Source organism: Streptomyces sp. NPDC007875, from assembly GCF_042868035.1.
In the GTDB taxonomy this organism is placed as follows: Bacteria; Actinomycetota; Actinomycetes; order Streptomycetales; family Streptomycetaceae; genus Streptomyces; species Streptomyces antimycoticus.
Window position 1 is genome coordinate 45,218 of sequence record NZ_JBIADZ010000019.1, and the last position, 11,678, is coordinate 56,895.

An 11,678-nucleotide genomic window follows, 5' to 3' on the forward strand; every position below is an offset into this window, starting at 1 on the left:
CACGACACGACACCCCACGCCACGTCACGGAGCACCATGACCACAGCCCTGATCATCGGTGGCGGCATCGCCGGCACGGTGACCGCGATGGCCCTGCGGAAAGCCGGGATCGACGCGGTCGTCTACGAGACGTACCCCACGGACGCCACCGACGCGGGCGCGTTCCTCGTCGTCGCCGCCAACGGCCTGGAGGCATTGCGCACCATCGACGCCCATGAACCGGTGCTGGAGCACTCCTTCCCGGTCGGCCGCGTCGAGTTCATCAGCAACACCGGCAAGCGGCTCGGCAACCGGCCCATGTCCGGATCGCAGGACGGTGGCCTCGGCTCGGTCACCCTCAAACGCGCCACCCTCGCCCGGGTGCTGCGCGAGGAGGCGGTGCGCCGCGGAGTGCGCATCGAGCACGGCAAACGGCTGCTCGCCGCCCACACCAGCCCCGGCGGCCGGATCGTCTGCTCCTTCGCCGACGGCGGGCGCGCCGTGGGCGACATGCTGATCGGCGCGGACGGCATCCACTCGCTCGTCCGCAGGGCCATCGACGCGGCCGCGCCCCGGCCCCGCTACACCGGACAGCACACCGTCTGCGGCTACACCCGCGACGCCGAGACGCCCCCGGACCCGGACGCCTACACGATGATCTTCGGCAGGCAGGCGTTCTTCGGCTGCACCACCGCCCCGGACGGCGAGGTGTGGTGGTTCTGCAACGCCCCGGCCGAGGAGATGTCCAAGGCTGAGCTCGCCGCCGTCACCGCCGAGGAGTGGCGGGAGCGGCTGCTGAATCTCTTCGCCGAGGACAACACCCCCGCCGCCGACCTGGTCCGCGCCACCGGCGACTCCATCGTGGCCACCGCCGCCTACGACATCATCTCCACCCCCACCTGGTCCGAGGAGGCCATGGTCATCGTCGGCGACGCCGCGCACGCCTGCGCGCCCAACGCCGCACAGGGCGCGTCGATGGCCATCGAGGACGGTGTCGTGCTCGCCAAATGCCTGCGCGATCTGCGCTCGCCCCAGTCGGCCTTCGCCGCGTACGAGGCGCTGCGCCGGGAGCGGGTCGAGAAGGTCGCCGCGGCCAGCGCGGGCATGGCCCGCCGCACGGCGCCGGGGCCCGTGGCGCGGGCCCTGCGCGATGCCACCATGCCGCGCAAGCTGGACCGGGCCGGCAAGGGCGCCCCCGACTGGCTGACCGGCTACCGCATCGACTGGGACGAGCCGGTCGACGCGCAGACGGCCCGCCGGCGCCGCTGACCTACCGCGGCTCCGCCCCCGGACCGTACCGGGACCCTCCGGAACGCGGTCCCGGGGGCGGAACCGCGCGGGCCCGACGTTTGGCCCGGACTCTCACGGGCACTTGGTGCTCCCTGGCCCCGTATGCCCGGGAGATTCGTGTGAGCCCAGTACGCATAGTGATCGTCGGTGCCGGTTTCGCCGGTTACCAGGCCGCCCGTGACCTCTCCCGCACCCTGCGGGGTGCGGCGGACATCGTCCTGATCAACCCCAACGACTACTTCCTGTACCTGCCGCTGCTGCCCGAAGTGGCGGCCGGGGTCCTGGAGCCCCGACGGGTCTCGGTCTCCCTCACAGGCACCTTGCCGCATGTCCGGCTGGTGCTGGGCGAGGTCCACGGCGTCGACCTGGACGCCCGCCGGATCTCCTGGCGGGACCCGGACGGACGGTCCGGCGAGATGGCGTACGACCGCCTCGTCCTCTCCGTGGGCAGCGTCAACAAACTGCTGCCGATCCCCGGTGTGGCCGAGCACGCCCATGGCTTCCGCGGCATGCCGGAGGCGCTCTACCTGCGCGACCACGTCACCCGGCAGATCGAGATGTCCGGCACCAGCGAGGACCCGCGGGAGCGGGCCGCCCGCCGCACCTTCGTGGTGGTCGGCGCCGGCTACACCGGCACCGAGGTGGCCGCCCACGGGGTGCTGTTCACCGACTCGCTCGCGCGGAAGAACACCACGCTGCGCGACGCGCCGCGGCCCCGCTGGCTGCTGCTCGACATCGCCCCCCGGGTGCTGCCGGAGCTGGACAAGAAGCTGTCCCGCACGGCCGACCGGGTGTTGCGCAAACGGGGTGTGGAGGTCCGCACCCGGACCACGGTCAAGGAGGCCACCTCGGAGGGCGTGCGGCTGGACGACGGCGAGTTCATCGAGACCCGGTCGCTGATCTGGTGTGTCGGGGTGCGCCCCGACCCGCTGGTGGACCAGCTCGGGCTGCCGACCGAACGCGGCCGGCTGCGGGTCGACCAGTATCTGGCCGTGCCCGGCCACCCGGAGGTGCTGGCCTGCGGGGACGCCGCCGCGGTACCCGATCTGACCCGGCCGGGCCAGTTCACCCCGATGACCGCACAGCACGCCCACCGGCAGGGAAAGGTCGCGGCCCACAACGTCCTGGCCTCCCTCGGGCGCGGCGCTCCCAAACCGTACAAACACCATGACCTCGGGTTCACCGTCGACCTCGGCGGGGCGCAGGCCGCCGCGGACCCGCTGCACATACCGCTGTCCGGGCCGATCGCGAACGCGGTCACCCGCGGCTATCACCTGATGGCGATGCCGGGGAACCGGGTCCGGGTCGCCGCCGACTGGCTGCTCGACGCGGTGCTGCCACGTCAGGCGGTGCAGCTCGGGGTGATCCCGCCGTGGGCGGTGCCGCTGGACACCGAATCGCCCGAGGTCGCGCAGACGGTGCGGGCGGGTCGCGGCTGACCGTCGGCGAAACCTGGAAGGAGAACAATGCGACACGAACAACTCAGCGAGCTCGGGCAGCAGCTCCGTGTGGACTCGGTGCGTGCCGCCGATGCCGCCGGGTCCGGCCATCCCACGTCGTCGATGTCGGCGGCGGACCTGATGGCCGTCCTGATGGGAAACCATCTGCGCTATGACTTCGAGCAGCCCGAGCGTCCGGGCAATGACCACCTGATCTTCTCCAAGGGCCATGCCTCGCCGCTGCTCTACTCGGTCTACAAGGCGGCCGGGGCCCTCCGTGACGAGGAGTTCGTCACCTTCCGCAAGCGCGGCAGCAGGCTGGAGGGCCACCCCACCCCGCGGCTGCCGTGGGTGGACGTGGCCACCGGATCGCTCGGGCAGGGCCTGCCCTACGGCGTGGGCATGGCGCTGAGCGGCAAGCGGCTCGACCATGTGCCCTACCGCGTCTGGGTGCTGTGCGGCGACAGCGAGATGGCCGAGGGTTCGATGTGGGAGGCGTTCGAGCACGCGGGCTACGAGCGGCTGGACAACCTCATCGCCATCATCGATGTGAACCGGCTCGGCCAGCGCGGCCCCACCCGCCACGAATGGGACCTGGACGCCTACGCGCGGCGCATCCGCGCCTTCGACTGGCACACCATCGAGATCGACGGCCATGACATCGAGGCCATTGACCGCGCCTATGCCGAGGCGCTGTCCACCGTCGGCCGCCCCACCGCCATCATCGCCCGCACCATGAAGGGCCGCGGTGTCGCCTCGGTGGAGAACCGCGAGGGCATGCACGGCAAGCCGCTGAAGAACGCGGACGAGGCCATCGCCGAGCTCGGCGGCGTACGCAACCTGGCCGTGCCGGTGCTCGGCCCGCCCTCGGTCGCTCCCACCCGGCCCTTCCCCGAGGGCCCGCTGGTCCTGCCGCGCTACAACACCGGCGACTCGGTGCCCACCCGTGACGCGTTCGGCGAGGCGGTCGCCGCCGTCGGCACCGCCCGCGGCGATGTGGTGGCGCTCGACGGCGAGGTGGGCGACTCCACCCGGCTGGAGTACTTCCACAAGGAGCACCCCGAGCGGTACTTCGAGTTCTTCATCGCCGAGCAGCAGCTGGTGGCCGCCGCCGTCGGCATGCAGGCCCGCGGCTGGAACCCGTACGTCTCCACCTTCGCGGCCTTCTTCACCCGCGCCCACGACTTCATCCGGATGGCCGCCATCAGCGACGCGGACCTCAACCTCATCGGCTCCCACGCCGGGGTGGCCATCGGTGAGGACGGCCCCTCGCAGATGGGCGTGGAGGACCTGGCGGCCATGCGGGCGGTGTACGGCAGCACGGTGCTCTACCCGTGCGACGCCAACCAGACCGCCCAGCTGACCGCGGCCATGGCCGCGGAGTCCGGCATCTGCTATCTGCGCACCACCCGCGGCGGAACGCCGGTCATCTACCCGCCCACCGAGAGCTTCCCCATCGGCGGCTCCAAGGTCGTCCGCGCCACCGACGACGACCAGGTCACCCTCATCGGCGCGGGGATCACCCTGCACGAGGCCATCGAGGCCGCCGACCGGCTCGCCCAGGAGGGCGTCCCCGCCCGGGTCATCGACCTGTACTCGGTCAAGCCGGTGGACGCCGAGACGCTGCGCACCGCCGCCGAGGTGACGGGCCGGCTGATCACCGTGGAGGACCACCACCCCGAGGGCGGGCTGGGCGACGCGGTGCTCGGGGCGTTCGGCGACGGCCGTCCGGTGCCCCGGACGGTCCGGCTCGCGGTGCGCACGATGCCGGGCTCCTCGACCCCCGACGAGCAGCTGAGCGACGCGGGAATCGACGCGGACGCGATCGTCGCGGCCGCGCGGGAGCTGGTCGGCCGGGACGGCTGAGGCCCGGAGACGGCTGAGGCCCGGAGCGGCCGGGACCGGGACGGCCGAGGCCCCCGGGACGGCCGAGGACACGACGCGGCCGGAAGGAGCGGACACATGGGCATCAAGCAGGGCATGCGCGTGGTGGTGGTCGGGGCCACCGGCAACGCCGGTACGAGCGTCGTCCGCGCGCTCGGCGAGGCCCCGGACATCGAGTCGATCGTGGGCGTCGCCCGCAGGGTGCCCGACTGGTCGCCGCCGAAGACCACCTGGGTACGGGCGGACATCGGGCGGGACGCCGGTGAGGAGGCCGACCTCGTACGGCACTTCGAGGGCGCCGACGCGGTCGTCCACCTCGCCTGGCTGATCCAGCCCAGCCACCGGCCCGCCATCACCTGGGACACCAATGTCCTCGGCAGCGTCCGGGTCTTCGAGGCGGTGGCGCGGGCCGAGGTGCCGGTGCTGGTGTACGCCTCCTCGGTGGGCGCCTACTCACCCGGCCCCGAGGACGGCCGCCCGGTGGACGAGTCCTGGCCCACCCACGGCTGGCCGGAGGCCGCGTACTGCCGTGAGAAGGCGTATGTGGAGCGGGTGCTCGACGCCTTCGAACGGGAGCATCCGCAGATCCGGGTGGTACGGATGCGGCCGGGGTTCCTCTTCAAGGAGGAGGCGGCCGCCGAGCAGCGCCGGCTGTTCATGGGGCCGTTCCTGCCCCGGCGGCTGGTCCGCGCCGGCTTTCTGCCCGCGGTCTTCGACCTGCCCGGACTGCGTCTCCAGGTCCTGCACACCGACGACGCCGCCGAGGCGTACCGCCTGGCGCTCGGCCGCCAGGTGCGCGGCGCCTTCAACCTCGCGGCCGAACCGCCGGTCGACGGCGAGACGCTGGCCGGCCTCCTCGACGCACGGACGGTGCGGATCCCGCGCGTCGCCGCCCGCTCGGCCATGGCCACGGCCTGGCATCTGCATCTGCTGCCTCCCTCGCCCCAGCTGTTCGACGCGGCCCTGCGGCTCCCGCTGATGGACACCACCCGTGCCCAGGAGGAACTGGGCTGGCGGCCCCGGCACACCGCCGTCGAGACGCTCCGGGAGTTCCTCACCGGGCTGCGGCGCGGCACCGGTATGGATCAGACCGCCCCGCTGGCCGCCAAGCCGCCCGGCGGACGGCCGCGGGAGGCCGCGACGACCGGTGTGGGAGAGCGCCCCTGACCCGAGCGCCTGACCCGAACCGCGCCCGGACCGGGGCGGGTTCGGGTGGGAAGCGGCCCCGTGCCGTGTGAGACGCGGCACATGAGACGGGCTCAGCGGCAGCACCGCCGCGGGGCCCGTCCCGCTGTGACCCATTGCCCCTCGTAACCCGTGACGCGACTCCCGTACCCTGCTGCCCAGTTGGTCGGGATGTCGACGAGGGTGGGGACACATGGGCAGGGTGGGGAATCCGGCGCGCGGTCATGCCCGGCGCACGGGAACGGTGGCGGTCGCCGCGGCGGCCGCCGCACTGTGTCTGACGGCACCGGCGGAGGCCCGGCCCGCCGCCGCGGACGATCCGTCCTATTCCGCCACCACCTCGGTAGGGGTGCACAACGCGTATGAAAAGGCCAAGTATCCCTACTTCGCCGACGCTCTCGACTCCGGCGCCTCGCTCCTGGAACTCGACGTATGGACCAATGCGTTCGGCGCCGGCTGGCGGGTCTCACACGGCAATCCGCTCGGCAACGACAACAACTGCGAGAACGCCGCCGGCCCGGACGAGCTGCGCACCAAGCCCCGCGACCAGAGCCTGACCGGCTGCCTCGCCGACATGCGGGCCTGGCACCAGGCCCATCCGGGCCACCGTCCCCTCTTCATCAAGGTGGAGATGAAGGACGGCTTCTACGGCAAGAGCGGACGCGGCCCGGGCGACCTCGACGCCCTCCTCGGCGCCACCCTGGGCGACGCGCTGCTGCGCCCGGCGGATGTGGTGGGCGGCCACGCCAACCTCGACGAGGCGGTGCGGGCTGACGGCTGGCCGTCCCGCTCCGCGCTCGCGGGCAAGTTCATCGTCGAGCTGATCCCGGGCACGGTCGAGGAGAACAACCCGCTGGACTCGCTGTGGACCGACCGTGAGTACGCCACCCATCTGCGGGACCTGTCCGCCGCCGGGAAGCTCGGTCAGGCCGCCGCCTTCCCCGCCGTCCACGGCGCCGCCTCGGGCGACCCGCGCACCCGCTACACCGACGCCACCCTCCGGCCGTGGTTCGTGGCCTTCGACGGGGACGCGTCCACGTATGTCACCAGCGGTGTCGACACCGCCTGGTACGACGACCGCCACTACCTGCTGATCATGACGGACGCGCACAACGTGGCGCCCGCGATCGACGGCACCAGCCCCACCGAGGACCAGGCGCGCACGCGGGTGTCCGAACTCGCCGCCCGGCACGCCAGCTTCGCGACCGCCGACTGGTATCCGCTGCCGTCCGTGCTCTCCAGCGTCGTGCCCCGTGGCTGAGCACGCGACCGCCGGGGCCGAGCCCGCTTCGCGGGCCCGGCCGGGGTCAGTCGGGGTCAGTCGGGGTCCTCGAGCCGGAATCCGACCTTCAGCCCCACCTGGTAGTGCGCGATCCGGGTAGAACGGCCTTGCCCGGCAGACTTCCTACTTCGGCAGCCTTACGACGAACGTTGGCCCCTCACCTGGATCGTCGCCTCCGACGTAGCTCACCTTGCCGCCCCGACGGGCGACATCGAGGACGAGCGTGCCCGTCACGGACTGGCCCGGCTTGTACGTCGTGTCGAGGTCGGGACCCTCGCCGACGCCTTCGAGAGTGGAGGCGTCCTGCGCGGCCGTCTGGACGTCCTCCCACTGCATCATGCCGTAGGTCATGATCTCGGCTGGAGCCTTACCGACGTTCTTCAGTGTGAGCGTCAGCTTCACGTACTGGCCTTGCTCCGGCTGGTTGGTGGTGTCCACCTCGGCCGACGTCACGTACTTCGCGCTGACGGCAGTGACTTGCATTCTGGTCGTCACCTTGTAGTTCTCGCCGTAGTCGTCCGTCTCGCCGACATCGAACGTCCCCGTCTCGCCAACGGCGATCACCGGGGCCGCGGACTTCGAGGCCGACGGGGAAGGCGATTCTTCGGCCGCCTTCTGCGCTGGTTTCGACGGAGCCGGTTTGGCGACGTCCGGACCATCGCTCTGTTCCGACGAGCAGCCCACCAGAACAGCCCCGAGAAATGCCACAGACGCCGCTCTGACGGCGTAACGGGACGTGCGCATGGAATCCCCCAAAGATTGCGTGAGCGGCTCCCCAAGCCGCCCGAGAAGGCCAAGTATGCACCGGAGAACCCCGGGAGGTAGCTCAGTAGGAAGAGCGCCCGCTTTGGGGGCGGGAGGTCGCAGGTTCGAGACCTGCTATCCCGACGATCACCAGCCAGCCCCGCCCGCGGAGGATGACTCCCGCGCAGCGGGGCTGTTCCATTTCCGGGGAGGCGTGATGGCGTGGATCAACAGCAACCGACGTGCCAGCCTGACGATCGGCGCCCCGAGGATCACGCTCAATGCGTCGGCGACGGATGTACCTGCGAGCACCGCCCCGTTGGCGACCGTCAGACGAAATGAGCGCAACACACAGCCCCGTCGGGATGATCCGGCGGGGGCTTTCGCCTTCTCAGGACGCCAGTCCGGACCGCTTGGCCATCACCAGCAGATCCGGTCGGCTGCGCTGGTGGAGGGTCCACAGCACCCGCAGCACCTCCCGCGCCATCGGGTGGATCTCCGCCATCTGCGGGGCGACGTGGAAGGCGTACTTGAGTGCGTCCTCAGCGCCGACGAGATCCTTCGTCGCCAGACGAGCACGAGCGGCATCGATGACAAGGCGCCCAACCCGGCTGGGCTTGAGGCCCGGGGGAGGGGTCTTCAGCAGCGGAGCAGCCACTTCGGCCGCCTTGTCAGGGTGGTTCAGCTCGATCTGGGCTGTCAGTTCGTACAGCGCGGTGTTGCCCGGCCCAAACGTCAGGTTGTGCTGGAGATGATCGGGCCCCGTGATCCGCTCTGCCAGCGCCTTTGCCCGCCTGACGTGGTCCGCGGTGGCGTTGGCGTCCTCCTGGCGCGACGCCAGGACGATGCCTCGGAGATGCAGCGAACCCAGGTGTACGACGCGTTTTAGGTCGTCTCCCGGAGTCCTCTCATACTGGACAATGGCGCGTTCGATGACGGCCAGCCCGTCGGAGTATTCGCCGGCTGACTGGTACGTTCCCGCCTCATTCCACGCCGCAGCAGCCACCGCTTCGGGGTTCCATGTCTGCTGAGCCGCCCACTGCTGACGTGACACGATCATGTCCGCCAGATCCGGCTGACGGAAGCGGTGAGCGCAGGCGTATGCACAGCTATAGACATCGGCCACCTGCCCCCACGCCACAGCGTCCCCGTCGCTCTCCATAGCGGTTGCCGTGACCTGGCCGAGCAGCGTGGGGAGGAGCTGAAGCAGCTCCAGGTACTTCGTGTCGGCGCGGAGCTGCGCCGCGCGCTTGAGCGAGGCGGCTAGTTCGTCGAGAGGCGGAACGTCCTCGTGCGGCAGCGTGTGACGACGCACGACGGTTCGGAGAGCGTTCTAAGTTTTGTGCTAACTGATCATGAGTCACCCGTCCCCGCTCCGAATCCCGGTGACGTGCGACGGGATGAGGGGCGGGGGGCCGTATACATCCCCGCCCCGGTCGCGTGCTTGGAGGCCAGTGGCCGGGACGAGGGCAGCGCACCACTCACAGAGAAGAGGCACGCGCACGAGCAACGCTACAGCTCTGCTGTCCGACGAGGACCGTGCGGCCGTCGTCGAACAGCTTCGCGGGCCGCAACCTCGTCCCGCCAACGCCTGCGGATGCACGCGGAAGCGTGGCCCGAGGCTGACGGCAACGGTTATCGCGGTCGGCGGGATCGCTTACGCCGTCCCGTGCAACAGCTGCGGCGGTAAGGGCGTCGTTCCGTAGGTCGTCAGTCCCAACAGCGGCCCCGTCCGTGCGCTTCCCCCGTGGCGCCGGGCGGGGCTTCGTCGTGCCCGGATGTCGCCCTCGAATGACGTTGTAAAGTCGCGGAGTCGGACTGCGCGGTGCACGGTGGAGGGGGGTTCCTGTTGAGGGGAGAGACGCATGTCCGGCCACACATACCGGGTGACGGAACTCGTCGGCTCGTCCGCAGAGAGCGTCGACGACGCAATCAGGAGCGGCATCGACCGGGCTTCCAAGACGCTCCGAGAGCTGGACTGGTTCGAGGTGACGGAGGTCCGCGGGCATATCGAAGGCGGACGCATCGCGCACTACCAGGTGGGGCTGAAGGTCGGATTCCGACTGGAGGACACGGCTTCCTGACAGGCTCGCACGCAAGTTGCAAGTGCTCATCTGTCCCAATCGAGGTTGCGCGGCGTCTTGGAGGCACGGCCGATGGCGGTGCGGATCGCGTCGTCGACGCTCCCGGTGGACGAGCCGACGATCTCGCTCACCCGGTAGGCGTGGGCCATGGCAGTCTCCCCGGTCCATGGGGTGGTCCGTTCGTTTCCCCCACCGTGCCTCACCGCGCCGGGCTCCGCGAGCCGGCAGGCGTCCTACGGCACCACCGTGACCGGCCAGCGGCCCGCCTTGACCAGCCGTACGGCCACCGAGCCGATGAAGCGGTGCCCGGCCTGCTCGGACGCGCCCACCACCACGGCGTCGGCCTTCAGCTCATCGGCCGCCTGGGCCAGGCCGTTGTACGGATCGCCCCGGAAGGTGTGGAACTCCCAGCGCACGTCGAAGACCCCGCGCAGCCGCTCGGTGGCCTCCCGCATCTCCGTCATCAGCTCCTCGGCCACCTCGCCCGTGGTGTCGGCCACCGAGGCACCCAGCGCCGCCCCGGCGGCCAGCACCGGCTGGATATAGACCACGACGAGCAGCGCCTTCTGGCGTCTGGCCAGTCCGGCGGCGTAGGCCGTGGCACGCCAGGAAGATTCGGAACCGTCCAGTCCGGCCACGATGACCTTGGGTCCGTCGGTTCCCCGTTCAAAAGACGGAGGGAGTTTGTCCACCACATCTGCGAGGCTAGCGCCAGGGACGGTCCGGTGATCACCCGGCCCGTCCCGCGGCGCCCGAGCACCGCGACCGCGTCATGACCGCCACCGTACGACAGGAGAGACAATGGGTGGCACCCACGGGGGCGAACTCCTCGCAATCAGTGACCTGCATGTGGCCTATTCGGAGAACCGGGCGATCGTGGAGCGGCTGCGGCCCGGCTCCGACGACGACTGGCTGATCGTCGCGGGGGACGTCGGCGAGGTCTTCTCCGAGATCGAGGAGGTCCTCGGCCTGCTGAGCGAGCGCTTCGCCAAAGTCATCTGGTCACCGGGAAACCACGAGCTGTGGACCCATCCCAAGGACCCCTTGGAAGTCCGGGGGGTGGCGCGCTACGAGGCGCTGGTGGAGATGTGCCGGGCGAAGGGCATCGTCACCCCCGAGGACCCCTACCCCCTCTGGGAAGGCGTCGGCGGGCCACTGGTCATCGCCCCGCTGTTCCTGCTCTACGACTACACCTTCCGCCTCGACGGCATGGCCACCAAGGAGGCCGCGCTGGCCCATGCCCATGAGGTGGGCGTGGTCTGCACCGATGAGCACTTCCTGCACCCCGACCCCTACCCCACCCGCGACGCGTGGTGCCGGGCCCGGGTGGCCGAGACCGAGGCCCGGCTGGCGGCCGTCGATCCGGGGCTGCGGACCGTGCTCATCAACCACTGGCCGATGACCCGGCTGCCCACCCGGGTGCTGCGCTACCCCGATTTCGCGCTGTGGTGCGGCACCGAGCTGACCGCCGACTGGCATGTGCGGTTCCGGGCCGAGACCGTCGTCTACGGCCATCTGCACATCCCCCGGACCACGGTGGAGGACGGGGTGAAGTTCCAGGAGGTCTCGGTCGGCTACCCCCGGGAGTGGAAGGCCCACGGCCGGCTGCCGGAGGACCCGCTGCGCCGGATCCTCCCGGTGCCGGTGCCGTAGGGGCCGCACGGCGTCCGGCGGGCTCACGGTCTCCGGCGGGCCCGGGGCGTCCGAGAGGCTCGCGGGGTCCGGCGGGCTCGCGGGGCCCGGTGGGGTCGGGGCGTCTGATGGGCTCACGGTGTTTTTGGTGGGCCCAGA

General features: G+C 71.0%; 10 protein-coding genes, 1 tRNA gene and 1 pseudogene. 8 read left to right on the forward strand and 4 right to left on the reverse strand.

Going from position 1 to position 11,678, the window contains the following annotated elements; genetic code table 11:
* The first annotated feature begins 36 nt into the window (after positions 1-36).
* From ACFYOY_RS32210 to ACFYOY_RS32230, 5 genes are all read left to right on the forward strand, one after another.
* Positions 37-1,248, forward strand: a complete 1,212-nt coding sequence (locus tag ACFYOY_RS32210) for an FAD-dependent monooxygenase (protein WP_351891981.1) — start codon at positions 37-39, stop codon at positions 1,246-1,248.
* Between the two features lie 140 nt (positions 1,249-1,388).
* Complete coding sequence (locus ACFYOY_RS32215) at positions 1,389-2,708, forward strand: NAD(P)/FAD-dependent oxidoreductase (protein ID WP_351891986.1); 1,320 nt, start codon at positions 1,389-1,391, stop codon at positions 2,706-2,708.
* 27 nt (positions 2,709-2,735) lie between these two features.
* The gene (locus tag ACFYOY_RS32220) at positions 2,736-4,574 is read left to right on the forward strand and encodes a transketolase (RefSeq protein ID WP_351891992.1); all 1,839 of its coding nucleotides are present in this window, start codon (positions 2,736-2,738) and stop codon (positions 4,572-4,574) included.
* Positions 4,575-4,670: 96 nt separating this feature from the next.
* Positions 4,671-5,759: an NAD-dependent epimerase/dehydratase family protein gene (locus tag ACFYOY_RS32225; RefSeq protein ID WP_351891997.1), complete on the forward strand. Its 1,089-nt coding sequence runs from the start codon at positions 4,671-4,673 to the stop codon at positions 5,757-5,759.
* A 211-nt stretch (positions 5,760-5,970) separates the two neighbouring features.
* Positions 5,971-7,038, forward strand: a complete 1,068-nt coding sequence (locus ACFYOY_RS32230; protein ID WP_351892004.1) for a phosphatidylinositol-specific phospholipase C domain-containing protein — start codon at positions 5,971-5,973, stop codon at positions 7,036-7,038.
* Positions 7,039-7,182: 144 nt separating this feature from the next.
* Here ACFYOY_RS32230 and ACFYOY_RS32235 read toward each other — a convergent pair whose 3' ends face one another.
* Positions 7,183-7,767 (reverse strand): DUF4352 domain-containing protein, encoded by a 585-nt coding sequence (locus ACFYOY_RS32235; protein WP_388591031.1) that lies wholly within the window; start codon positions 7,765-7,767, stop codon positions 7,183-7,185.
* A gap of 107 nt (positions 7,768-7,874) precedes the next feature.
* Here ACFYOY_RS32235 and ACFYOY_RS32240 point away from each other — a divergent pair.
* Positions 7,875-7,947: transfer RNA gene (locus ACFYOY_RS32240), tRNA-Pro, on the forward strand.
* A gap of 247 nt (positions 7,948-8,194) precedes the next feature.
* Here ACFYOY_RS32240 and ACFYOY_RS32245 read toward each other — a convergent pair.
* A complete protein-coding gene (locus tag ACFYOY_RS32245) occupies positions 8,195-9,118 on the reverse strand; it encodes a DNA-binding protein (RefSeq protein ID WP_388591033.1) in 924 nt (307 codons plus the stop codon).
* Positions 9,119-9,668: 550 nt separating this feature from the next.
* On the opposite strand from ACFYOY_RS32245, the gene ACFYOY_RS32250 reads away from it, so the two are divergent.
* A complete protein-coding gene (locus ACFYOY_RS32250) occupies positions 9,669-9,887 on the forward strand; it encodes a dodecin (protein ID WP_351892020.1) in 219 nt (72 codons plus the stop codon).
* A gap of 35 nt (positions 9,888-9,922) precedes the next feature.
* On the opposite strand, the pseudogene ACFYOY_RS32255 reads toward ACFYOY_RS32250, so the two are convergent.
* Positions 9,923-10,036, reverse strand: a pseudogene (locus ACFYOY_RS32255) (dodecin family protein); the annotation flags it as partial.
* Between the two features lie 84 nt (positions 10,037-10,120).
* Positions 10,121-10,582, reverse strand: coding sequence for a universal stress protein (locus ACFYOY_RS32260; protein WP_078639047.1), 462 nt, complete (start codon positions 10,580-10,582; stop codon positions 10,121-10,123).
* A gap of 106 nt (positions 10,583-10,688) precedes the next feature.
* On the opposite strand from ACFYOY_RS32260, the gene ACFYOY_RS32265 reads away from it, so the two are divergent.
* On the forward strand, positions 10,689-11,540 hold the full coding sequence (locus tag ACFYOY_RS32265) for a metallophosphoesterase (RefSeq protein WP_351892030.1): 852 nt from the start codon (positions 10,689-10,691) through the stop codon (positions 11,538-11,540).
* Positions 11,541-11,678: the final 138 nt, after the last annotated feature.